General features: G+C 63.4%; 24 protein-coding genes. 8 read left to right on the top strand and 16 right to left on the bottom strand.

What is annotated here, in order from left to right; translation table 11 throughout:
• Positions 1–164: 164 nt before the first annotated feature.
• The 5 genes from AB7F49_RS24890 to AB7F49_RS24910 all read right to left on the bottom strand — a co-directional run bounded on the left by AB7F49_RS24890 (position 165) and on the right by AB7F49_RS24910 (position 4,898).
• Entirely contained in the window at positions 165–1,400 is a 1,236-nt protein-coding gene (locus AB7F49_RS24890) for an MFS transporter (RefSeq protein WP_428527386.1), read from the bottom strand.
• 176 nt (positions 1,401–1,576) lie between these two features.
• Positions 1,577–2,860, bottom strand: a complete 1,284-nt coding sequence (locus AB7F49_RS24895; protein ID WP_428527388.1) for a beta-ketoacyl-ACP synthase — start codon at positions 2,858–2,860, stop codon at positions 1,577–1,579.
• A gap of 9 nt (positions 2,861–2,869) precedes the next feature.
• On the bottom strand, positions 2,870–4,060 hold the full coding sequence (locus tag AB7F49_RS24900) for a beta-ketoacyl-ACP synthase (protein WP_428527390.1): 1,191 nt from the start codon (positions 4,058–4,060) through the stop codon (positions 2,870–2,872).
• Positions 4,061–4,064: 4 nt separating this feature from the next.
• Positions 4,065–4,550, bottom strand: a complete 486-nt coding sequence (locus AB7F49_RS24905) for a 3-hydroxyacyl-ACP dehydratase FabZ family protein (protein ID WP_428527392.1) — start codon at positions 4,548–4,550, stop codon at positions 4,065–4,067.
• A 63-nt stretch (positions 4,551–4,613) separates the two neighbouring features.
• On the bottom strand, positions 4,614–4,898 hold the full coding sequence (locus tag AB7F49_RS24910) for an acyl carrier protein (protein ID WP_428527394.1): 285 nt from the start codon (positions 4,896–4,898) through the stop codon (positions 4,614–4,616).
• 195 nt (positions 4,899–5,093) lie between these two features.
• Between AB7F49_RS24910 and AB7F49_RS24915 the strand changes: the two genes are divergently transcribed.
• The 4 genes from AB7F49_RS24915 to AB7F49_RS24930 all read left to right on the top strand — a co-directional run bounded on the left by AB7F49_RS24915 (position 5,094) and on the right by AB7F49_RS24930 (position 8,745).
• Entirely contained in the window at positions 5,094–6,338 is a 1,245-nt protein-coding gene (locus AB7F49_RS24915) for a lipase (RefSeq protein WP_428527396.1), read from the top strand.
• Positions 6,335–6,919 (top strand): protein-S-isoprenylcysteine O-methyltransferase, encoded by a 585-nt coding sequence (locus tag AB7F49_RS24920; protein WP_428527398.1) that lies wholly within the window; start codon positions 6,335–6,337, stop codon positions 6,917–6,919. The genes AB7F49_RS24915 and AB7F49_RS24920 overlap by 4 nt, the downstream gene beginning before the upstream one ends.
• 162 nt (positions 6,920–7,081) lie before the next feature.
• A complete protein-coding gene (locus AB7F49_RS24925; RefSeq protein WP_428527400.1) occupies positions 7,082–8,155 on the top strand; it encodes a thioesterase domain-containing protein in 1,074 nt (357 codons plus the stop codon).
• A 197-nt stretch (positions 8,156–8,352) separates the two neighbouring features.
• Positions 8,353–8,745, top strand: coding sequence for a septal ring lytic transglycosylase RlpA family protein (locus AB7F49_RS24930; protein ID WP_428527402.1), 393 nt, complete (start codon positions 8,353–8,355; stop codon positions 8,743–8,745).
• A 15-nt stretch (positions 8,746–8,760) separates the two neighbouring features.
• Here AB7F49_RS24930 and AB7F49_RS24935 read toward each other — a convergent pair whose 3' ends face one another.
• The 3 genes from AB7F49_RS24935 to AB7F49_RS24945 form a co-directional block, all read right to left on the bottom strand.
• Positions 8,761–9,078 (bottom strand): hypothetical protein, encoded by a 318-nt coding sequence (locus AB7F49_RS24935; protein ID WP_428527404.1) that lies wholly within the window; start codon positions 9,076–9,078, stop codon positions 8,761–8,763.
• A gap of 794 nt (positions 9,079–9,872) precedes the next feature.
• On the bottom strand, positions 9,873–10,577 hold the full coding sequence (locus AB7F49_RS24940; protein WP_428527406.1) for an aquaporin: 705 nt from the start codon (positions 10,575–10,577) through the stop codon (positions 9,873–9,875).
• A gap of 130 nt (positions 10,578–10,707) precedes the next feature.
• A complete protein-coding gene (locus AB7F49_RS24945) occupies positions 10,708–11,304 on the bottom strand; it encodes a carboxymuconolactone decarboxylase family protein (RefSeq protein ID WP_428527408.1) in 597 nt (198 codons plus the stop codon).
• Between the two features lie 137 nt (positions 11,305–11,441).
• Here AB7F49_RS24945 and AB7F49_RS24950 point away from each other — a divergent pair, with 137 nt between their 5' ends.
• A complete protein-coding gene (locus AB7F49_RS24950) occupies positions 11,442–12,197 on the top strand; it encodes a nitroreductase family protein (protein WP_428527409.1) in 756 nt (251 codons plus the stop codon).
• A gap of 106 nt (positions 12,198–12,303) precedes the next feature.
• Positions 12,304–13,521, top strand: a complete 1,218-nt coding sequence (locus AB7F49_RS24955; RefSeq protein WP_428527411.1) for a bifunctional alpha/beta hydrolase/OsmC family protein — start codon at positions 12,304–12,306, stop codon at positions 13,519–13,521.
• 18 nt (positions 13,522–13,539) lie between these two features.
• Here AB7F49_RS24955 and AB7F49_RS24960 read toward each other — a convergent pair whose 3' ends face one another.
• The 6 genes from AB7F49_RS24960 to AB7F49_RS24985 form a co-directional block, all read right to left on the bottom strand.
• Positions 13,540–15,678 (bottom strand): adenylate/guanylate cyclase domain-containing protein, encoded by a 2,139-nt coding sequence (locus AB7F49_RS24960; RefSeq protein WP_428527413.1) that lies wholly within the window; start codon positions 15,676–15,678, stop codon positions 13,540–13,542.
• A 283-nt stretch (positions 15,679–15,961) separates the two neighbouring features.
• On the bottom strand, positions 15,962–17,269 hold the full coding sequence (gene purB / locus AB7F49_RS24965; protein WP_428527415.1) for an adenylosuccinate lyase: 1,308 nt from the start codon (positions 17,267–17,269) through the stop codon (positions 15,962–15,964).
• A gap of 93 nt (positions 17,270–17,362) precedes the next feature.
• Positions 17,363–17,752: a DUF930 domain-containing protein gene (locus tag AB7F49_RS24970; RefSeq protein WP_428527417.1), complete on the bottom strand. Its 390-nt coding sequence runs from the start codon at positions 17,750–17,752 to the stop codon at positions 17,363–17,365.
• A 56-nt stretch (positions 17,753–17,808) separates the two neighbouring features.
• The gene (locus AB7F49_RS24975) at positions 17,809–18,330 is read right to left on the bottom strand and encodes a hypothetical protein (RefSeq protein WP_428527419.1); all 522 of its coding nucleotides are present in this window, start codon (positions 18,328–18,330) and stop codon (positions 17,809–17,811) included.
• Positions 18,327–19,010 carry a ribulose-phosphate 3-epimerase gene (gene rpe, locus AB7F49_RS24980; RefSeq protein ID WP_428527421.1) on the bottom strand — a complete coding sequence of 228 codons (684 nt, stop codon included), beginning with the start codon at positions 19,008–19,010 and terminating at the stop codon, positions 18,327–18,329. Before rpe ends, AB7F49_RS24975 begins: the two co-directional genes overlap by 4 nt.
• A gap of 11 nt (positions 19,011–19,021) precedes the next feature.
• Positions 19,022–20,023, bottom strand: a complete 1,002-nt coding sequence (locus AB7F49_RS24985) for a Na+-dependent transporter (RefSeq protein WP_428527423.1) — start codon at positions 20,021–20,023, stop codon at positions 19,022–19,024.
• A 100-nt stretch (positions 20,024–20,123) separates the two neighbouring features.
• Between AB7F49_RS24985 and AB7F49_RS24990 the strand changes: the two genes are divergently transcribed.
• A complete protein-coding gene (locus tag AB7F49_RS24990; protein ID WP_428527425.1) occupies positions 20,124–21,371 on the top strand; it encodes an NAD(P)/FAD-dependent oxidoreductase in 1,248 nt (415 codons plus the stop codon).
• Here AB7F49_RS24990 and AB7F49_RS24995 read toward each other — a convergent pair.
• A complete protein-coding gene (locus tag AB7F49_RS24995; protein WP_428527427.1) occupies positions 21,368–21,640 on the bottom strand; it encodes a KTSC domain-containing protein in 273 nt (90 codons plus the stop codon). The two genes, AB7F49_RS24990 and AB7F49_RS24995, sit on opposite strands and share 4 nt — an antisense overlap.
• Before the next feature lie 95 nt (positions 21,641–21,735).
• The gene (locus AB7F49_RS25000) at positions 21,736–22,722 is read right to left on the bottom strand and encodes a P1 family peptidase (RefSeq protein ID WP_428527429.1); all 987 of its coding nucleotides are present in this window, start codon (positions 22,720–22,722) and stop codon (positions 21,736–21,738) included.
• 178 nt (positions 22,723–22,900) lie between these two features.
• Between AB7F49_RS25000 and AB7F49_RS25005 the strand changes: the two genes are divergently transcribed.
• Positions 22,901–23,647, top strand: a complete 747-nt coding sequence (locus AB7F49_RS25005; RefSeq protein ID WP_428527430.1) for a cytochrome c biogenesis CcdA family protein — start codon at positions 22,901–22,903, stop codon at positions 23,645–23,647.
• The last annotated feature ends 36 nt before the right edge of the window (positions 23,648–23,683 follow it).

A 23,683-nucleotide genomic window follows, 5' to 3' on the forward strand; every position in this document is an offset into this window, starting at 1 on the left:
GGCGTCTAGCATCCCCAATCCGAAGTCCGCTTCATTCTGCAGCTTGCCCGTGAGCGGACTTCGGATTCGAAAGACACTAGCAAACCTATGATTCTAGTGTGGTTTGGTTCGGAAATCCGCTTGAAGAGCGGTGCAGGAGTGACGCGGATTTCCGAACCACCACACTAGTTCTGGGTTTCAGCCGGTGCGGCTGCGTCGTGGGCGAGGGGTGCGGCCTGCGGCGCCAGAATGTCGAAGGTGCGGTCCTGCCGTTCCGGCGGCGATACGATCGCAATCCGGCCGGCTGCGACGATGCAAAGCAGGAAAGCGGCGCCGGCCATCATGTAGAAGACGCCGTCGATGCTGTACCAGCCGATCAGGTTGGCTCCGATCAGCGGGCCCAGAACCGACCCGGAGCCGCTGGCAAGGATCAGGCGCCCGCTGACGGCGATCACGCTGTCGGCGGGCATGCGATCGTGGGCATGGGCGACACTGACCGGATAGATCGTCGACATCAATCCGCCGAACACCGCCGCTGCCGGCAGGATCACGGTCAGAGTTTGCGGAAGCCGAAGAATTGCAATTGCCGCGACGATGAGACAGCCGCCGAGCACGGCAATGACCGCACGGCGGTCGAACCGGTCCGAGAGCCGGCCCACCGGCACCTGGAATGCGAGGCCGCCCAGCACCGCCGACAGCATGAAGAGGCCGATCGTGCGGGGGTCGATATTCTCGTCCTGCATCCAGGCAGGAACCAGCGCGTAGAATGCGCCGGTGATGAAGCCGCTCAGCAGCGCGCCGGCAACCGCGACCGGAGCTTCGCGGGACAATAGCCCGAAAGGCAGGAATTTGGTCGCGATGATTTGCGGTGCCTCCGCGCGGGTCGTGCTGACGAGCACAAGGGCGATGGCAAACAGCACGATGACCAGGTTAAAAGGCGCCGCGCCCTCGATGGGCGCCCATCCGATCAGCAACTGCCCTAGCGCGAGCGCGGTGAAGCATCCGACCATGTAGATCGAGAACACGCTGCCGCGCTCTTCGGCACTGGCTTTCGCATTCAGCCAGCTTTCCGTCGTGACGAAGAGGCCGGCGCAACCGAAGCCGATGATCGCGCGCAGGACGATCCACCACGGCGGCTCGACCGTCAGCGTCATGACCGCCGTTGCGGCAATGACGATACCGGCGAAAGCGGCATAGACGCGGATATGTCCGAACCGCTCGATGATGTTCTTGCCGAAATAGGCACCCACCGTGAATCCGGCGAAATAGCTTGCAAGCACCAGCCCGGACCGGAACGCGCTGAAATCGGCCAGCGCGACGCGCAAGGCGAAGAACGTCCCGAAGAAACCGATGGCGAGCTGGACGGCGCTGGTAGCGACAATGAGCGTTCCGATCTGCGCCTTGACCGATTTCGCTGCCATCGAATCTCCTGGATGAGATACCCGAGCTGAAACCGCGGCTCGGGACCTGAATGTGATTTGGCCCGTCCACCGCGCCGATACCGGCCATGCGAAAGCGGAGAGTTGCGATTCAGCGATAGGCGACGCGCACCGTGCCGTGCAACCGCGCTGAGACGAATTGCTGCTGCGTCAGATTTTCACGCCGGCTCGCCGGTGATGACGAGACAGGTATTCTGTCCGCCGAAGCCGAACGAGTTGGAGATCACGCGGTGCACCTTCGCGTCGCGCGCGGTGTTCGGCACCACGTCGAGCGGGATCGCGGGATCGGGCACCGCATAGTTGATCGTGGGCGGGATCCGCTGATTGATGATGGTGAGTGCCGACACCACCGCCTCGATGGCGCCGGCCGCAGTCAATGTATGACCGATCATCGATTTGTTGGAAGAAATCGGAATCTCCTTGAGGTGCTCGCCGAACACGGTCGAGACGCCGAGAAATTCCATCTTGTCGTTTTCGGGCGTCGAGGTGCCGTGTGCGTTGATGTAGTCCACGTCGGCGGGCGTGACGCCGGCATCCGCGAGCGCGTTGCGCATGCACGAGATCACCGGCTTGCCGTCGGGGCTCGACCGCGTGCGATGAAAATTGTCGGCCTTTTCGCCGCAGCCTTCGACCACGGCAAGTATGTTGGCGCCGCGCGCCACCGCGTGATCATAGCTTTCCAGAACCACGGCGCCGGCACCTTCGGCGAGGACGAAGCCGTCCCGGTTCTTGGAGAACGGGCGGGAGGCACCCTGCGGTGCGGCATTGTTGGTGGACAATGCCGACAGCAGCGAGAAGCGCACCACCGATTCCGCGGTGATTGATCCGTCGGCGCCAATGGCGAGTGCTGCGTCGCATTCCCCGCGCTGGATCGCCTCGACGCCGAGCTGGATCGCGGTCGCGCCCGAGGCGCACGCCGTTGTCAGCGAGATCGGTGAACCCTTGGTGCCGAAATGCTCCGCCAGCCGCTCCGGAACCACGCCATATTTCGAGGCCTCGTAGAAGGACGCGAATTGCGGTTTGGCCGCAACGCGTACCAGATCGGCATATTCGATCCTGTCGTTGGCACCGGAATTCTCGGCGAGCGCATAGCGCTGCGACCACTCGATTTCGATCGGCGGAAATGCGAGGAAGAACGGACCCGGAAAATCTCCGGTGCTGATGCCCGATTGTTCGATGGCTTCATTGCCGGCCAGTCTTGCGAGCTTCTCGGACAGCTCCGACGACACCATGCCCTCTTCATAGACATGGTCGACCGCGCCCGAGATGGTGGTTCGCAGACCTTCCGTGGCAAAGCGGGTGATGGAGCGGATCCCGGATTCGCCCGCGGTCAGGCGTTTCCAGTTGTCGTCCTTGCCGGTACCCAGCGGCGAAACGATGCCCATGCCGGTGATCACCACCACCGGCCGGCCCTTCTTGTCGCGCAATCCCGTGCCAGCCATGAGCGTTCCCTAATCGATGCGCTCGATCAGCGCCAATCCTTCACCGCGCCAGTGGCCGACATTGGTCACCAGCGCCTGACGGATGCCGGCCGATGGCGATTCTCCAGCATCGCCGCTGCCGCAGGGGGGAAACAGCGTCCCCTCGCGCACCGCCTGGCATCCGATGGCGATATTGGCGAGAAACTGCGCCTCCATCCCGTTGCCAATATAGGTCGTTGTGGCACGGACCGGGAGGCCGATCTGCTCCAGCGCCTGATGTTCTTCGGAGGTGGCGGGCTCGGCGCCGGACGCACCGGATATCACCACCGCGCTGTCGCGCTTCACACGGCCTTCGATGGCCTGCCACTCCGCAAGCAAGGTTGCCGCGGTATCGCCGGCCCGGCGCGGGTTGCGGTTCGACTCCACATGCGAGAGGCGCGCGACGGGCCTGGCGCCGCGCTTCTCGGCATGCGCGCGGCTCTCAAGCACCACGAACGCGCCCATTGCCGCGAGCGCCAGCGCCCCCGCCGGTCCACGGTCCCAGACCGGGCGGAACGGAGCTTCCAGCAGCGGCGTCCCCAGCCGGAACAACAGCACGAGGTCCCAGCGGGTGCCGTTATAGGCGCCGCCGACCAGCGAGATGTCGCTTTGTCCGGCCGCGATGCGGGCATGCGCGACCCGCAGCGCATCGGCGCCGGAGGCCTCCTCGCCCATGAAGGTACGCGAGGACCCGACCACACCATGCACCAGCGAGATATTGCCTGCGAGCAGGTTCGGGAGCTGTGCCAGAAAGAGCGTGGGCCGCAGATCGCTCATCAGCCGCTCGTTGACGAAGGCGTCGCGCTTCTGAATGGTGCGGATATCGGTCAGAATCGCGGCATCGACCGCGACATCGCGCTCTCCACCACCGGCGGCAACGATCATGTCGGTCTTGTCGAGAATTTCGGCATTCTTGGCGATGCCGGCATCGGTCAGTGCCAGCCCCGCGGCATAGACGCCGATGCGTTGCCACGATTCCATCTGGCGCTGGTCGCCCTTTTTCGGAATCTGGGTATCGAAATTGATCGGCCGGGTCGGAAAGGTGATGTAAGGCGCGAAGGTGGTGTCGTCATAGGGCGGCGGGCCGCCCGCCATCAGCTGCTGCCAATGCTGTTCCAGACCCTCTCCAAGAGCGGAGACGAGACCCGTCCCGGTGATCCAGACTTCCTGGCGTCCGCTCACGAATTCACCCTTGACGGTCGTGCTTGCGAAACTTGTCGAGCGGAAAATCGAGCTGCTTGGCCCAGGTCACCATGGTGTTCTGGAATTCCGGGCTCGGATAGGGGATCAGCCGGTAGGTGAGGCGCGCATCGGCAATCGCCGTATCACCCGAAAAGATCTTTCCGTCCGCGATGGCAAAACCCGACCCATCATGCACGATCTTGCCCTCGGTCGACAGCTCCATACCGGGAAACACCGCGCCTCGCACCTTGGCTTCCTTCACGCCGGCAAGGACTGGCAACCCGGTGAAGCCTGTGATTGCACTGACGAGCCAGCCGCAGGTCTGTGCCATGTTCTCGATCAGCAGCACGCCCGGCATCAGCGGATAGCCGGGAAAGTGCCCTTCGAATACAGGGCTTTGCTTCGGAACCGTACTTTCGGCGCGAATCCAGCGTTCGTCGGCTTTCACCTCGACAAAGCGGTCGAGCATCTGAAAATATTCAAGCCGCATGAATGCCTGCCCACGATCGGATCGGCCAGAACCAACGACCGGACCGGTTCATCCGCTGACGTCTCAAGCAGCGCTCTTGGCCGCGATCAGCTCGTCGATGCGGGCGCAAAGATTCTTCAGGACGAAATATTGCTCGGTGGTCGCCTGGCCGTCATTGATCTGCTGGGTCCATTGCTCAAGCGGAAGCTTGATGCCGAACGCCTTGTCGATCGCGAAAGCGATGTCCAGAAAATCGAGGCTGTCGATTTTCAGGTCGTCGATGGCGTGGCTCTCCGGCGTGATCTTGTCGCGGGGAATATCGCAAGTCTCGGCAATGATATCGGCGACTTTGTCGAAAGTGGTGGACATCGGTGCTCTCAGGGATCACGGGCAGGCGGCTGACAGCCCAGGGAAGGGACGGCTAAAGTCTGCCGCTTTCGAGGTTTGGGAAGCCCTATAGCGAAGGCGGGCCGCAAGTTCAACGGCGAGACGCCGCCGGTTCGGCCTTGTGCCGGGGCCGCCAATTCCCTAACCAGCACCCCCGCGAGCCCGCATCGGTGGACGATGAGTGACCCCTCGGTCAAAAAGCGCTGTGTTTTCTTCCTGGGCGGCTATGAGCCGATCCCGCCGGAACGCCAGCGTGAGCGGTATATTCGCGAGCTTGCCCGAACCGAGCGGGTTTGGTCGGTCAAAGCCCAGGTCGAGCCGCTCGAACTCGACCCGGGCCGCATGATCGGGACCTGGCGGCTCACCGCCAGCGGCCCTAATTGGTCGACCCAGGCCGCATACAATTCGCTGCTCTGGCACGATATCGTGCTCGCCGATTTTGCGCGGCCCGGTTGGCGGCGCGTGCCGCTTGCGGTGGCGGCCTTCGCCGATTTCATCCGGACCGGAACCGCGTTTCGCTATTTCAGCGTCAACTGGCGGTACGGGCTGTTCTTCGCCTATCCCGTGACCCTGCTTCTGGCCTTCGCCGCGCTTTCGCTCTACGCGGCCTCCTTCCTGCCGGGGCTCGTTCCCGGACTTGGGCTGCTGCTCTGGCTGCTGGTCCCGCTCGCCGCGCTGGCGGTCTTCGTCCTGCTGATGCTGTGGCCCGGCCGCTTTCTCCTGTTCGACTACATGATGGACGACTGGATTTTCGGAAACGAGCTCGTGCATCGCTCGCGCCCGGATTTCGACCGCCGTCTTGAGGGCTTTGCGCAGACCCTTGCGGACGTCATGCGCCGCGGCGATCACGACGAGGTGGTGTTCGCCGCCCACAGCCTCGGATGTGCGCTCAAGGTAGCGGTGGTGGATCGCGCGCTGCAGCTTGTGCCGGAATTCGGCAAGAACGGGGAGCGGCTGTCACTTTTGTCGACAGGCTCGTCGCTTCTCAAGATCGCTTTTCACCCGAAGGCCGGATGGTTGCGGGAGGCAATCGCTCGCGTCTCGGCAAACCCGGCGGTGTTTTGGATCGAGTACCAGACGATGGCCGATCCGATCAGCTTCTATAAGGTGGATCCGCTCGCGGCCCTGAACCTCCCCGCGACTGGAAGCCCGATCATCCGCCGCGTCCATATCCGCGATATGCTGGAGCCTGCAACCTATCGGCGATTCAAGGCGAACTTCTTCCGTCTGCATCGTCAGCTGGTGATGGGCAACGAGAAACGGTATTTCTACGACTATTACATGATTTGCTGTGGTCCCCTGAGGCTCGAAACGCGGGTGTTCCAGCCGGAAACGGTGGTGCCGCGCTTCGCCCCCGACGGCGCGCTTGTCGAGCCGCCGGGCGAGCGCGCCTCTGCGGAGGAAGAGAGGCCCGTGCCGTGACTCCTGAAATCGCCAAGAGCATCCTCGTCGTCGGTGCGGTGGCCTGGTTTGTCATCCGCCTGCCGCACCAGAAGCGTTCCTGGAAGACCAAAACCCGCCTCGACCGGCGCACCTTGCGCGAGAAAATCCTGCTGACCTGCTCCTTCACCGGACTGGGGATCATACCCTTCATCTATGTGTTCTCGGGCGTGCCGCGCTTCGCCAACTATCCCTTCCAGCCGGTGCTGGCCTGGCTCGGAACGGCCGTGTTTGCGGCGTCGCTGTGGCTGTTCTACCGGGTCCACAGGGAACTCGGCCGCAACTGGTCCGATTCGCTCGAAGTGCGGGAGCAGCACGCCTTGGTGACCGAGGGGCTGTACCGCTACGTCCGGCATCCGATGTACACGGCGTTTTTCATGTGGGCGCTGGCGCAGGCGCTGCTGCTGCCCAACTGGATCGCCGGTCCGGCCGGACTGGTCGGTTTTGGGACTCTTTTCCTGTTCCGGGTTGGTCAGGAAGAGCGAATGATGCTGGATACCTTCGGGGAAGAGTATCGTGCCTACATGAAGCGTACCGCCCGGCTCATTCCGGGAGTCTACTAGAGACTGTAGCGTGGCATTGAGGCAACACAAATGAATGTTCACATTGAATGCTTTCAAGCCATGTGGCGTTTCCCGGCCGGAGCGTTGTAAACCGGAAATACATCGGTGGGCGGTATCGGTGATGGGCCCCGAATCAGAAAAAAGACTGGAGCATCGGATCCGATGAAGGGGATCACGCGAAACTGGCTGCTCTTGACTGTCCTGATTTCGGCGGCCTCGCTGGTGACGCCGTCGTTCGCTCAAACTGCGGCCCCGCCCGCGAACGAAATCCAACTGGCGGCTGCGAAATCGCGCAAGGCCGCTCCGAAGCGCAGTCCCCAGACGAGCGGCCACGTCTACCTGCTGCGCGGGCTGCTGAACATCTTCTCCTTGGGAATGGACGACCTCGCTGCCAAGATTCAGGCCCGAGGTATCAGTGCGAGCGTCCACAATCATTCCGAATGGCAAGCCATCGCCGATGATATCGCGGTGAAATACAAGGCTCGCCAACACGGCCCGGTCGTGCTGGTCGGCCATTCACTGGGTGCCGACGCGGTCATGTACATGGCCGAATATCTCGGCCGCAAGGGGGTTCCGGTGGCGCTGGTGGTGCCGTTCGATGGAACCGGCTCGTTCGCAGCTTCCCGCAATGTCGGCCAGGTGATGAATCTCACCCAGCGTGACTATGCCCACATGCGCAAGGGCGCGGGATTTCGGGGCACCCTGAACAATATCGACGTAAGCGGCCAGGGCTACGGCCACATCGACATCGACAAGTCCGCGCGACTGCACGCCATGGTCCTGACTCGCATCCAGACGGTCATCCGGACCCGTGGCGTCCCGAGAACGGCCGAGGATCAGGCGCCGCGTCCGCGTGCGGCTCCTGCTCAGCAGGCTGCGCCCGCGCCGGAACCGAAGCCGGCCACGGCCTCGGCGTCCACGTCGGCTTTGGCGCCGGCGTCCGATGCCGCGGCTGGGAAGCCTTCGACCCCTGCCAAGCCCGCGGCGGTCGCGCCTGTTTCGGCGGAGGCCGCTGGTTCGGCCCAGGCTGCCTCCAAGCCGGGAGCTCCAGCCGAAGCCGCGAAACCCGCACCCGCCACCACGGCGAGTACGAATGCCAGCGCCAGTGTTTCGGCGGAGCGCGGGGTGTCGCCGCCGCCGCCGGTGTCGAGACCTGCGACGGTTTCTACCGAAGCGAAGACCAAGCGCGCCCCCTCTAATCCTGAGGCCACCGCGAAGCCTGCGCTCCGGTTTTGAGGCCGTCCGCAGCGATCGACGGCACCGCTGACGAAAAGCAATGTCCGGGGCAGAATCGCCGCGCGCCTTGAGTCTGGCGCGGGCGATTGAGGCACGTGCGCCCCGCAATCATCGCAAACATTTCACGATCGTGCCTGCCTGAGGTTCGATTCTCTTCTTATCGCGCCCCTCATCTTCAACACATTGACGAGGGTTCAATGATCGTTCGACCGATCGCGGGATTGTTTTTTGCCTTGCTTCTCGCGGGTACGGCTGGGGCCGAGGCACAGAATGCGATGAACGGAATTGCGTCGGTCTATGGCTTTCCGGGAGACAAGTATGCCGGCAGTTCGAAGACGGCGAGCGGCGAACGGTTCAATCCGGGACATTTGACGGCGGCACACCGCACTCTGCCATTCGGGACCATGGTCCGCGTCACCCACAAGAAGACCGGACGCTCCGTTGTGGTTCGCATCAACGATCGCGGACCGTTCATTCGCGGTCGGGTTATTGATCTTTCTCCGAAGGCAGCCGCGGCAGTCGGATTTTCCGGTCTTGCACCGGTCACCCTGACACTCGTCCACGACAGCGAGCGCGTGGCAACGAACTAGAGCTAGTTGCCAAGTTCATCGCACTGGCCGGGGCGCATCGACCGGTGCGCAGGCACGCTTGCCGGACAGGATGCAATCCTGAGTCTTGCGCATAGCAACGAGCGTGTCGGCGAGCCAGACACCTGCGATCACAAGCACCGCGACGAACAGGAATGCGATCGCATTCACGGCCATGCGGTGGCGGAAGTCGTCAGGCTCTTCGCCGTGCGCATAATGCTCCAGATCGCCGGTCGGCGCGGACGACTCAAGCCCGCCTCCTGCCGGCCGGTATCCGCGCCGCGTGCGGATATTGATGACCGTCTCCTCCGCTGGCGATGACCGATGATCGGGCATTGCAGTTCCGCTACGAAGTCGTGCCTGCATGGGCGTTCCGGTGCATTTCGGACATGGCCATGAACCGGCCCTCCGCGCTCGATCCGGGGGCGTCCGGCAGGTTGATGTCGTCGATTGTGCGTAAACTGCGCAACGAACAATACCAAAGTTCGAGACCTCCGGGATTATTACACCAGAAAGCAGGGGAACTCACCTGGTAAGACTTCCGATGTCCCAGTTTCGACGACGATCTGCGCAATTGGTCCGTCCTCTCGACAATATGGGCACCTCCGAGCGCGCGATGCTCGAACACTCGATGCGCGGGGCGCGGCCCCAGATCCGACATCGACGAGACCCCGGGAATCGACGAGCAGCGGCTGGCGCGGCTGGATAAGTATGCGCTGGTCTCGACCCTGTATGACGGACGGTCTTCGACGAGACCGGCTTCAACCCGCACCTTGCCATCAACGTGTGGCGGCTATTCGTCCTTGCCTCGCTGCGCGAACGGACCTTCGCCGAACGCAAGATTGACCCTTCCTTCGTGAAAGCTGTGCCAGCGAGGGCACCAACGGCGCAATCTGCCAGACCGCCATCGACCTCGCGCATCGCTTCGGGAGTGTCGCTGTGGCGGAGGACATTGCGTCCATGCCCGACCTGCAGGTGATGCGTTGCGACCATGGACAGGCATCCTGCTGGCGCCGCCGATGCCGAAGGGCCGCCTTGTCGAACGCTTGAATTCGCACAACGACTAGACCCGCGGGAGTCACCCCGCGGGCGAATGGCGCCAGCGCCGCGTCGTCTAGGGTCGGCCGCCGTCAGGAGGGGTCCGGCTCAAGCAACCCGCTCTTAAACAGCAGCCCGGCTGCGCCTGCCCCGATCAGCGGCGCGACAATGAACAACCAGAGCTTTCCGACCGCGGCCGGGTCGCTGCCGTATCCGAGCAGTGCCGGACCGATCGAGCGAGCCGGATTGACAGACACACCGGTCACGTTAATTCCGACGACGTGAATCGCCGTCAGCGTGAGTCCGATGGCGAGGCCGGCAAAATGCACCGGTGCCTTGCCGTGCGTGATGCCAAGAATGCAGACAAGAAACAGGAAGGTCGCCACGGTCTCGAACAGGAAGGCCGACGTCACGTTGTACTGGCCGAGATAGCCCGCACCCCAGCCATTCTGGCCGAGACCGCCATTCCAACCAGACGCCTTTCCTGACAGGGTCAGGTAAAGCACTGCCGCACCGGCAATCGCTCCCAGTATTTGGGCGATCACGTAGGCGATGAAGTCCGAGGTCGACATGCGGCCCGCCAGCAGGACGCCAAAGCTCACCGCCGGATTCACGTGGCAACCGGAGACCGGACCGATGCCGTAAGCCATCGCGACAATGGCGAGGCCAAACGCGAACGCAATGCCGAGCACGTCGATCGCGGTGGGTCCGGTGCCCATGCCGGCAATGACGGCCGCGCCGCATCCAAAAAAGACAAGCGTAAATGTGCCGATGAATTCGGCGGTAAACTTCTTCATGGTGAGATGCCCCCGACTCAAAGTTCCACGACGGGAACTTGGTCGAATACCGTGCTAATGGAAAGCGCAATTCGGAATGTCTGCCCCAGGAAAGGCGCTGCACAATGAGCACCCCAATACCGTACCCGCCTCAGCGGCGGGCCGATCTTGCGGGCTCGGCGAACGGGTATCGTTCGCCGTCCGGAAGCTTTACGCGAAACACGTTCAGCGTCATCGCGACCAGCGTGTAATAGCCAACGATGCCCACGAACTCGACCATGCCCGCGTCGCCGAACAGGGCATGGACGCGCCGATAGGTGGGGTCTGCGACCCGTTTGGTCTTGTGCAATTCAGCGACGAAGTCGTAGATCGCCCGCTGATCCGCTGTGAGACGCGGCACGCGTCCGATCCGCAGCGCCTGGATGGTTGCGGCCTTCACGCCGGCTTTTTCAGCGATCGGGGCATGAACCCAGAACTCGTATTGCGAACGCCAGAACCGCGCCAGCACCAGGATCGTGAACTCCGACAGCGCCGGCCGCACCGACGTCCTGTAGCGGCAGAAGGCGCCAAGCTTCTGGGCGAGATCGCCGTATTCCGGCGCCTGCAGGAAGACGGCGAACGGGCCGCCGAGCGGACCGGGCCCGCGCGTCTGTCGGATATCGGCCAGCAGGTCGCGCTGCTTCGGCGATAGATCGCTTTCCGGCGGAACGGTCAGTCGGGGGGAGGGCACTTTCGCGGGCTTGCGCATTCCTCGGGGCTTTCCTGCTTGTTGTCTTCGGTCTCGGTTTCTCGCATGCGGCGGCAATGACGCAAAGCCCGAGCCTTGACGGGCTGGGCCGGACTTCTCACTCTGGTTGCGAAGAAAGATAATTCCGGGAGAACGCCATGAACGACATGACCGCGCGTTTCGAGCCCAATGTCGCGCGCTACGAGACCATGATGGACGTGGTCCGCAATCGGCTCACGACCCGGCAATTCCGGCCCGACATCGCGGTGCCGCGCGAACATGTGGAGATGGTGCTGGAGGCGGCGCGGCACGGGCCGTCTGGTGCCAACGCGCAGCCCTGGCACTACATCGTCGTCACGGATCCGGCAGTGAAGAAGCAGATTGCCGATTACTTCGTCGATGAGCAGCGCAAGCGCGCCAAGATGAAGATGAAATTCCCCACTCCGAATTATCGCGGGCTCGAAACGGCGCCGGGATTCATCGTGGTCGCCGCGGACTTTCGGTTCGTGCGCGCCTTCCCCGTGCTGCTGGACGGCTCCGAGCTCGACAAGCAATATCAGGCCAATGCCGAACGCATCCTGTTGCAGAGCGTGGCCGCGTCTACGATGTCGGCGCATCTCGCTGCCGCGGCGCTCGGCTATCAGGTCTGGTGGGTGACCGCGATCGGCCAGGACGACGCGCAGACCGCGCTGAGGCCTTTGCTTGGTGTGCCCGATGAGCTTTCGATCATCGACATCATGCTGTTCGGAGTTCCAGCCAAGGCACCCTACAAACGCTGGAAGAAGACACTGCCTCAGATCATGAACTGGGACAGGTTTGACATGAAGAATTTCATGACGCTCGAAGAGATCGACGAATGGGTGCGCGAACACCGCCACAAGGTGATGTATCGTGACGAGGCAAAAATCGACTGACCGCCTGGAGGCAATGACCGCGGGCGGTGGCAGCCGTCGGATCGGGACGAGCGCTGGAAACCGCGGCGGCCCATGTGCGACCTGCCTTGACCGCATGGAGAACAGAATGCCGGCCGAACGCTTCGATTTTCCCAACGACCGCGGCGAACGGCTGTCAGCCCTGCTCGACAAGCCGGAGGGCACGCCGTGCGCCTATGCGCTGTTTGCGCATTGCTTCACTTGCGGCAAAGACGCTCATGCCGCGAGACGGATCGCCGCCGGCCTGACCGCGCTCGGCATTGCGGTGCTGCGGTTCGACTTCACCGGCCTCGGCTCGAGCGAGGGTGAATTCGCCAACACGACCTTCTCCTCCAACGTCGCAGACCTCGTCGCGGCGGCACGGCACCTGCGCGATCAGGGGCATCCGCCGGCCCTGCTGATCGGGCACAGCCTTGGTGGCGCGGCCATCATTGCCGCTGCGCCCGAGATCGCGGAGGCCCGGGCGGTGGTGACGGTTGCGGCACCCGCGGATCCCACGCATGTGACGCATCTGTTCCGCGACCAGATCGACGTCATCCGTGAGAGTGGCGAGATCGAGGTGTCTCTCGGCGGCCGGCCGTTCCGCATCAAACGGGAATTCCTGGATGATATCGAGACGCACAAACAGGCCGAGCGGATCGCGAAGCTCCGCAAGGCGCTTCTCATCTTCCATTCGCCGACCGATGAGATCGTGGGAATCGACAATGCCACCGCGATTTTTGTCGCGGCCAAGCACCCGAAGAGCTTCGTGTCGCTCGCCGGAGCCGACCACCTTCTGAGCCGGAAGGAGGATTCGGCCTATGTCGCCAACGTCATTGCGGCCTGGGCCGGGCGCTATCTCGAAATGCCGGCGCCGATCCAAACGCGCGACACCGAGACCGAAGCCGTGATTGTCACAGAGACAGGAATCGGAAAATTCCAGCAGACGATCAGCGCCGGACATCACGTGCTGACCGCGGACGAGCCGATTGCGCAGGGCGGCGAAGATTCCGGGCCGAACCCCTACGATCTCTTGCTGGCCGGACTTGGCGCATGCACCTCCATGACGCTGCGGCACTACGCCGATCGCATAGGGTTGCCGCTGGAACGCGTTTCGGTCGCGCTGAAACATTCCCGCATCCATGCCGCGGATTGCGAAGCCTGCGAGACCAAGGAGGGCAAGGTCGATCGTATCGACCGGGTCCTGACGCTGAAGGGAAACCTCGATTCCGAACAGCGCAAGCGACTGCTCGAAATCGCGGACAAATGTCCGGTGCATCGGACACTGACATCGGAAATCGACATCCGCACGGTAGAAAGCGGCTGATGCGATCCCGGTCCCGCCTCACTTCTCGTCGAAATGCTGGGCGCCGTCCCAACTTGCAGGCGGCGGATTTTGAATGAATGCCGTGCACCGTGCGACATAGATCGGCGCCACGCAGTCCTGCGGATACTCCGACGCGAAACTGCGGAAACGCTCCAGCGCGCCGGTCCAGTCGCGTTGCCGATAGCGGTCGATCGCCTCGGACCAGCGGGCACACAGCCTGATCGCCGCATCGGAAGCTGCGTCAGGGCCTTCGCCGCGGTCGCCAAACAGCTCGAACAGCTCGACGATCTGCGATGTTCCCGCCGGCACGACGAGGTCGAGTGGGCGCAACACGAAGTCGTCGCGCACCTGCTTCTCGACGCTGCCGCTGACGAGGAGATTCGTTCCATAGAGCTTGTTCATCCCCTCGATACGGGACGCCAGATTCACCTCGGATCCGAGGGCGGTGTATTGCATGCGGTCCGCGGAGCCGACATTGCCGACCACCGCCTCGCCGGTGTGAAGTCCGAAGCGCACCGGCATCGGCGAATAGCCTCGTGCCGCAAGTTCGGCATTCAACGCGTCATTGACCGCCTTGCAGCGAAGCACCGCGTAACATGCGTTGGCGGCGTGGTTCGGATCGGGAAGGGGAGCGTTCCAGAACGCCATTACCGAATCGCCGATGAATTTGTCGATCGTTCCACCGCGATCGAAAATGGCGCGCGAGAGCGCGGTGAAATGCGACGAAAGCTGGTCGAAAACCTCCTCAGGCGAGAGCGCTTCGGAACGTCGGGTGAAGTCCTGGATATCGGTGAACAGGATCGTGAGCGTGCGTTTCTCGCCGCCGATCCCTTCATCCTTGCCGGAGGATACGATGCTGCGCACCAATGCCTTCGGGATATAGGCGCCGAAGCTCCGAAGCCCGGTCTCCATGGCTTCGAGCGCGTGAGCCACCTCGTTGATCTCGACGATCCGGGAATCGACGCCGAGCCCGCCGCCGAGCTCGAATTGCCGGATTCTCTTGGTCTCGTTGACGATGCGCTTCAGCGGTCTCGTGAGGCTCTCGGACACATACAGGATTGCCAACACGCTCAGGAGCAGGGCTGCGCTGCCGAGCGCCAGCATGAACAAGCTCGCGGTCCGGATCGGCCCAACGAAATCGTTTTCAGCCGCGATCACTCCGACCTGCCAGTCCTTGCCGAATTTCGCTGGAAGCTGGGTAAACGAAATGAAATTGGTGCCGTTTTCAAGCTCCGCGATAAACCGGTCTCCGGCGCCCTGGTTGCGCAAGGTCACCGCCTGAACGACCCGGTGATCATCGATATCCGCGGCCTTCTTGATGATCAACTCGCTGCCTTTTTGCGCAACGATCGCGTCGAGCTTGGGGTAGCCGACCAGGCCGCCTTTGCTGTCGACGATGAAGGCTAAGCCGTTCTTGCCGATGCGTTGACGAGCCAGGAATTCCGACAGCGCTCCGAGCGAGATGTCGACGCCGACCACACCGATTGAGGCGCCGGCATCCGTTGAAATTCTGTGCGAGAGTGTCAGCCCTGGCTGACCTGTACTGAAAAAGATGTAGGCATCCGAAATGGATAACCCCGATTGATTTCGTGCAGCGATGTACCATGGGCGGCTTCGCGGGTCGTAGAGTGGCTGCCGGCGCTCGGTGCCGACGACTTCGCCCCATTTGGCGATATAGGTGCTGGTATCCGCTACAATGCTTGCGTTGGGGTCGATCGTTCGCAGCACGAAATTTGCGTCGGGCGGCGCTCTTTCGGTGCTTGCACCGGGCCGTTTCTGCTCATGATGCAGGCGCCTCACTTGAAAGAAAGCGCCGTCGCGCTGAAAGCCGACATAGAGCATCTCCGCGTGCGGCGTAGATTCCAGCACTGTCAGCAGATACTGGAATGTCTCCGGCTTTCGCAGCCGGTCGGGTTCGATCTTCGCAAACGCCGTAGTTGCGTCGACCACGCGCGCCAGAGGAACAAGCAGCGCCTCGACATGCTCGGAAATGTCGACAGTGGCGCGCTCGATCAGGTCGACGGCGACTTCTCTCGCAAGATTGACGTTTCGAACATATAGCGTACCGATGACGACGAGCAGCAAAGGCACCGTGATCAGTGCAAACGCAAGACTGATGCTGATGCGGAACGGAAGGCAGAAACGACGTCCCGTCATTGGAGTTTTCATTCCGTGACCAAGGATTGTTGCTCCGCGCAATACCCTCCCGCCTCGACTGCGCGACGCATTCGACCGGACAGAGATGTGAATTGAAACCCTAGGTCATTTCAGCGAGCGCGGCCATGCATTGACACGCCGCCGCGACGTTAAATATCGAACCAAACGTGCCGAATTCGCATAGACTTGCACGCCGACACATCGATTCCGCGATGCAGTATGCCGGTACGATCCGGCGACTGATTGGGCCGACGTTATGAGTTCCGCCAGTCCGCGTCGGGCGTCATGCGTTGCCGAACACCCGCTCGAAAATGGTATCGACCTGCTTGAAGTGATAGCCGAGGTCGAAATTTTCCGCGATCTCGGCCGGGGTCATCTTGGCGGTCACCCGCGGGTCGGCCCTGAGAAAGGCCAGAAAATCGCCTTCGCCGCGCCAGACTTTCATCGCGCTGTCCTGCACGATCCGGTAGGCCTCCTCGCGGGAGACCCCCTTGTTGGTCAGCGCGATCAGGACGCGTTGCGAATGTACCAGCCCGCCCAGCCGGTCGAGATTCTTCTGCATATTCTCCGGGTAGACGACGAGCTTGTCGACAATCCCGGCGAGGCGGTTGAGTGCAAAATCGAGCGTCACGGTCGCGTCGGGCCCGATCATGCGTTCGACCGACGAATGCGAAATGTCGCGCTCGTGCCAAAGCGCCACATTCTCCATCGCTGGCAGCGCATAGGCGCGCACCATGCGGGCGAGACCTGTGACGTTTTCCGACAGCACCGGATTGCGCTTGTGCGGCATCGCCGAAGAGCCCTTCTGGCCCTGCGAGAAGAATTCCTCGGCCTCCAGCACCTCGGTGCGCTGCAGGTGGCGGATTTCGGTCGCAAGCCGCTCCACCGAAGAGGCGATCACCCCGAGCGTTGCGAAATACATGGCGTGGCGGTCGCGCGGGATCACCTGCGTCGAGACCGGCTCGACGGTCAGCCCCATGGCTTTTGCGACATGCGCCTCCACCCGCGGATCGATCTGCGCGAAGGTGCCGACCGCGCCGGAAATGGCGCAGGTGGCGATCTCCTTGCGCGCGGCAATCAGCCGCGCCCTGGCGCGATCGAACTCGGCATAGGCCTGCGCGAGCTTCAGCCCGAACGTGGTCGGCTCGGCATGGATGCCGTGCGAGCGGCCGATGGTCGGCGTCAGCTTGTGCTCGATCGCGCGGCGCTTGAGTGCGGCAAGAAGTTTATCGGTATCGGCGATCAGGATATCGGTTGCGCGCGCAAGCTGGACCGACAGGCAGGTGTCGAGCACGTCCGACGAGGTCATGCCCTGATGCACGAAGCGCGCTTCCGGACCGACGATCTCGGCGAGATGGGTCAGGAAGGCGATGACATCGTGCTTGACCTCGGCTTCGATGGCATCGATCCGCGCGACATCGAAAGTCGCGGCGCGGCCTTTGTCTCGAATGGTCTTGGCGGCGTCCCCGGGGATCAGGCCGAGTTCTGCCATGGCATCGGCGGCGTGCGATTCGATCTCGAACCAGATGCGGAATTTCTGTTCGGGCGACCAGATGGCCGCCATTTCGGGGCGGGAGTAGCGGGGGATCATGGTTCGCTCTTGGGGGCTTCGTGAGCCGTCGCGTAACACAGGGCAGAGCGCCGGCAAACCCTGCCGGGGTTTTTCACAGGCCCGGCGCAGGCGTCAGCGGAACAGCCCGTAGGTTTCCCACTGATCTTCCGGGATCGGATCGCCGATCTTGTAAGTGAAACCGGAGACCTTCTTGTGGTCGGGCGTGGCGCTGCAGGTGAAGGAATACTGGTACCACTTGCCCCTGCTGCGGAATGCGCCGCCCTTGCCGGACATGGTGTGCCCGTCGAGGATCGGCTTGTCCAAGGCGTAGGTAATCGCGCGGTCGGGCCGGTAGGTCTTGTCGTCTTTTCTGACTCTGTTCATGGTTTCGATCGCACAGAGCTGCTCCAGCCGTGTCATCGGATCGAGATGGTCGAGGCTGCTGTCGATCCGTTTGCTTTTGGCCTCTGCGCCGGTGGCACATGCCAGCGCGATGCAGGCTGCACATACGATCTGCTTCATTTCGAATTCCCAGATAAGTCGTGGCGTAAACTCGGTAAGACTCTGCCCAATCGGCGTCACCCTCCTTTCCGTGCGGCTTCCAGCCGCAGCGCTGCCGTCTTCACGTCGGCCAGATCGCGGAAGGCGAGCTTTCCAGTATAGTCTACATCGCGAAGTTTCGTTGACATGCCTGTGGCAAAGTAGAGGTGCCCGCCTTTTCCGCCGGGCGCCATGACTTCGGGTGCTGCGTCCATCCGCTCGAACGGGCAGCTTATGACGTCGGGCCTCAGACCATGTCGAACGATCAAGGCCCGCCGATCCGTGATCGCGTAGATGGTCGAGCGCGTGTCGATCGCCAGAATGATCGGCGCCGCCAGCATGGCGATCCCGACCATCGCAAGCGGCAGCGCGATTACCGGCGATGCCCGGCCCGCAAAATACAAGCTGAGGGTGCCGGCGCACCAGGGGACGCCGATCCACCACAGGAACAGCTTGTTGCGAAGCGCCACCCAAAAATCCGGACGCACGGCATAGAGCACGCGCTCGCCCGGCTGAAGCTTGTGCGCCAGCAGGCTCAGCGCATGGGGTGGTGCGATCACGCGGCTTCGCCGCGCGCGAGGGCGCCCGCGTCGCGGATTGCGGCGATGTTGCCGCGATAGGCCGCAGGGCCGCCCCTGAAGATCGCCGAGCCGGCGACCAGGACATTGGCGCCGGCAGCGACCACCCTCGCGGCAGTTTCGGCGGTAATCCCGCCATCGACTTCGAGGTCGATCGGGCGGTCGCCGATCATGGCGCGGATCCGCGCAATCTTCTCGATCGCGGACGGGATGAAGGCTTGCCCGCCGAAACCCGGATTGACTGACATGACCAGCACCAGGTCGACCAGGTCGAGGACGTGCTCGATGGTGTTTTCCGGTGTTCCCGGGTTCAGCGTGACGCCGGCCTTCTTGCCCAGCGCGCGGATGGCCTGCAGCGAACGATGCAGGTGCGGACCGGCCTCCACATGCACGGTGATGATGTCGGAGCCTGCCTTGGCGAACGCTTCGATATGCGGATCGGCCGGTGCGATCATCAGATGCACGTCGAAAATCTTGCTTGAATGCGACCGCATTGCCTTCACGGCATCGGGACCGAACGTGATGTTGGGCACAAAATGTCCATCCATCACGTCAAGATGGATCCAGTCGGCGCCGGCCGTGTCGACTGCGCGCACCTCCTCGCCAAGCCGGGCGAAGTCGGATGCGAGGATCGACGGCGCGATCAGAAGCGGGCGTGTCATGCGGGTTCCGGTCAGTCGTCTGGCGCCCCTCTTACACCCGTGTCTCCGGCCGGCAAACCGGCTTGCCCGGTCCAGCGGTGAATAACGGGCCGGAGCAGGTACGGCAGCGTGTAGATCGGGAATTGCGCGACCGCGAAATAGAGCCACGTCAGTTCCGGCACCGCCCCGCCGGCGGCCGCCACCATCAGGCCCATGTTGCGGCTGCCGACCGCAAGCCCGAGCGCCAGCGCCGGCGAACGCCCAGCTCGGCGAAAGATGAGGCAGGTCAGGACGATCAGGACGAGCGTCAGGGCATAGACAAAGATCGTGAGCCCCAGGACCAGCATCGGCCGCGCGAGAATGTGCCCACCGACGCCGTCCATCAGCCCGACGGCGAATACCAGCAATGCGAGCACCGAAAGGCCATCGATCGGCCCGCTCTGGCGTACCACCCACGCGGCGCCCATTGCCTGTCGGATCGCATAGGCGACCAGCGCGGTGCCGCCCAGCATGGCGAGAAGCTTGATGCCGAGCCAGAACGGCGAAACGTCGAGCGCCGGGCCGGCGAAGAGCGCCGCGAGCAGCGGCACCGTGAGCGGTGTCGCCGCGGTCGTGACAATCAGCGTTGCAAGTGACAGGGCCGCGTCAAGCCCCATCAGAGCGGCGAGCGCGGGCGAACCGATGATGGTCGGCGCCACGGCCTGCAGGACCAGCGCGAGATAGATTGCGTCGGAAGCCTCGGGTATCCCGCTTGCGATCGCCGCGCCGCAAATGAGGGTCGGGACCGCGACCAGGGTCCACAGGCTCGCTGCAACCACCAGGTGGGGCCTTCGGAACTGGTCGAGGAGGGTTTGCGGGTCGACACGCAGAAACGCCAGGGTCAACAGCACCAGCAACGCCTCGACGAAGACATGCTTCAGAACCGATGCCACCGGCGGAAGCGCGATTCCGACAAACACCAGAAGCGCGAGCGCACGCGTACCCTGCCGTCCGAGCCACGCCAGCGCGGCAGAGCCTGCGTCAAAAATGGGCATGGCGCGTGATACTGCAGGCCCGTCGCAGAATCCATATATGTGTGTCATTCATCCCGTGAATCAGCGGGATCAGACCGACGGTTTCCGCATTGAGGATTTCATGGCTCGTACCGATGCGATCGTTCTTGGCGCCGGAATCGTGGGAGTCTCCGCAGCGCTGCACCTTGCGAAACGGGGGCTTGCCGTGGCGCTGGTCGACCGCCGGGCGCCGGGCGAGGAAACCTCCTACGGCAATGCCGGCATCATCGAGGGCAATACCTATTTCCCGTACCCGTTTCCGCGGAAGATTTCCGCGCTGCTGAAGATCGCGTTCAAGCAGGCGCCCGAGGCGAACTATCATCTGTTCTATTTGCCGAGGCTCGCGCCCTGGCTGTTCGCCTATCTGCGCCACTCGAGCGGCGATGCCATGTTCGAATTCGCCGAGCGAATGCGCCCGCTATTCGCCGCATCGATTGCCGAGCATGAGAGCCTGATGCGGGAGGCGAACGCCGAGCGTTATTTGCGGACCAATGGCTGGCTGAAAATCTATCGCACGTCGCGCGCTTTCGACGCCGCAAAGCCCGACCTCGACGCCATCGCCGCGGCCGGCCTTGCATTCGAGCCGCTTGATCTCGGCGGTTCGCTGGCGCTGGAGCCCGGGCTGTCGCCGGTCTTCGAGCGCGGCATCTTCTGGCCGCAGGCGGCAAGTGTGAGCAATCCGCTGGCGGTGACGCGTGCCTATGCCGCGTTGTTCAAATCGCTCGGCGGGATCGTGCTGACCGGAGACGCGCGCTCTCTGCATCGCTCGGACGGGCGCTGGCGCGTCGACACGTCGGAAGGCCCGGTCGATGCGTCAAATGCCGTGATTGCGCTCGGCCCCTGGGCGCCGGAGGTGCTCGATCCGCTCGACATCCGGCTGCCGCTGGAAGTGAAGCGCGGCTACCACCGCCATTTCCATGCCGAGGGCAACAAGGGCCTGAACCGCCCGGTTCTGGACGCGGAGGTGGGCTATGCCGTGGTGCCGATGGAGCAGGGGTTGCGGCTCACCACCGGCGCGGAATTTGCGCACCGCGATGCGCCGCCGACCCCGGTGCAGTTCGATCGTCTGATGCCGCAGGCGCGCGCGCTGTTCCCGCTTGGTGAGCCGATCGATGCCGAGCCGTGGATGGGACGGCGTCCCTGTTTCCCGGATTCGATGCCGGTGATCGGCCGCGCCCCCGGTCAGGCCGGGCTGTGGCTCGATTACGGCCACGCCCATTGGGGGCTGACGCTTGGCCCGGTGAGCGGACGGCTGCTTGCCGAGATGATGACGGGCGATGTCCCGTTTACCGATCCTGCGCCATACCGCGCCGAGCGGTTTCTCGCCTAGTGATGCGTCGCCGGGGATGGCGGCGCAATTTCGTGAAACTGAAATCGGCCGCGGATTGCGATGCTGAAGAAGGCGCCGCGGGAGGGCGAGGCGACAAACGCATCGTACAGAGCCTGCGGCACATCGTAATAGGCAAAGGTGCGGCCGGACGTGAAGGTGACGCGCATTTCGCGCTGCTCCGGCAGGTAGAGTGCATCGCGGATGCCGAACGAGTCGGATTGCTGTCCGCGCAGAAATCCGGGTGGCGCAGGGCGTGGATTGACCGTCACGATTGCTATTCCCGCAATCCTTGTTGCTGCAAGGATAACAGCGGCGGTCGCGCCGTGTTCACAGCGAAATGTGCGGATGGTTTATCGGTTGGATTTTAAGCGAACTTGTCCCGCCACGCGGGCAGGGCGCCTGCGAAAGCCAGCGCCTCCGCCTGGTAGACGCCGCGCGCGATGGCGCGTGCCAGCACATTGGCAGCGAGCGCGCCGAGCGTCGTGAGCGAAAATAGCGGATCAGGCAGCGGCGTTTTTCCGGTTGCCGCGGCGAACACGATGTCGCCGTCGAGGGGGGTATGTACCGGATAGATCGCGCGCGCGCATCCGGTCTGCGCCATTACCGCGAGCCGATGACATTGTCCCTTGCTCAGGGTCGCATCGGTTGCGACCAGCGCGATCGTCGTCGCCTGGCGCGCGGCGCCCTTGGTGCGGATCGCAAGCGTGTCCGGGCCGAAGGTCGTCGGCCAGCCGCGGCCGCCGAATTCGTCGCCTTGCTCGAATGGCGCCGCCCAGAAATGCGGACCGTCTCCGATGGTGGTGCTGCCGACCGCGTTCACGACGACGAGCGCCCCGATCGTGATCCCATCAGGCGTCTTGGCGGAGGCTGAGCCGAGACCGCCTTTCAGAGCCGCCGTTGTTGCGCCGATGCCGCCGCCGGTGCTGCCGAGTGCGAAATCGGCCGCGGCCGACACCGATGCCTGATATCCAAGTTCGCGATAAGGCGAGAAACGGCCCCATTTCTTGTCGCCGCCGGACAGCAGATCGAAAATGATGGCGCACGGCACGATCGGGACCAGCGCCGTACCGACACGGTATCCGCGGCCCTGTTCGCGCAGCAGGGCCTGCACGCCCGAAGCCGAATCCAGTCCGAAGGCCGAGCCACCGGACAATGCGATCGCGTCCACCCGTTCGACCGTGGAATGCGCCGCCAGCAACTCGGTTTCGCGCGACCCGGGTCCGCCGCCGCGCAAATCGACCGAGGCAATAGCGGGTTCGTCGAACACGATCGCCGTTGTGCCGGAACCGAGGTCTGCATCCCCGGCATGGCCGACCCTCAGTCCGGCTACATCGGTTATCAGATTGCGCACGCCATTTCCCCGGGCCTTCCGCTCGTCCCCGCGAAGGCGGCGACCAGAGCCAGTGTGCTGGATTCCCGCGTTCGCGGGAATCAGCGTGGGGAGCCTAACCGATCCGAGGCAAAATCCCTCGCGGCCGGTCACGTCATTGCGAGCCCGTGCCAGCGTGCTTGCGCCACGGCGTTGCGCCATGCACAACCCGGCCATGCCGGATGTTTCGATCCTCGCGGCCCTGTTCGCGGGCCTGATCAGTTTCCTGTCGCCCTGCGTATTGCCGCTGGTACCGCCCTATCTCGTCTATCTGGCAGGCACCTCGCTTGAGCGGCTGGCCGATGCCGAGCCGGAACCGAGGGTGCGGCGCGAGACGGTCATGGCCGCCTGCCTGTTCGTGGCAGGCTTTTCGACGGTGTTCATCGGCCTCGGTGCCAGCGCCACCCTGATCGGCGGCCTGCTGCGCGCTTATTCAGATGTACTCGCCACCATTGCTGGCGTTGCCATCATCCTGATGGGATTGCATTTCCTCGGGTTGACGCGGATCAGCTTCCTGCTTCGCGAGAAGCGTCTCGGCATGGCGAAGCCGATCGGGCTCTGGGGCGCCTATGCGATGGGGCTCGCTTTCGCGTTCGGGTGGACGCCGTGTATCGGACCGATCCTGGCGGCCATTCTGGCGGTCGCAGCGTCAGAGGCCACGGTCGCCAAAGGCGCCGGGCTGCTTGCGGTCTATTCGCTGGGCCTGGGAATTCCGTTCGTGCTCGCGGCCTTTGCCGCGGAACCATTCGCGGCGTTTCTGTCGCGTTTCCGGTCGCACATGCAGAAGGTCGAAATGGCAATGGGCGGGTTGCTGGTGCTGACGGGGATCATGTTTCTCACCGGCAGCATCACCACGATGAGTTTCTGGCTGCTGGAGACGTTTCCGGCTCTCGGCCGGATCGGGTGAGGCGGTTGGAAGGGATTGAAGAACCGGGACTGCCCG

Origin of the sequence: Pseudorhodoplanes sp. (assembly GCF_050250235.1) — a bacterium.
GTDB lineage: Bacteria > Pseudomonadota > Alphaproteobacteria > Rhizobiales > Xanthobacteraceae > Pseudorhodoplanes.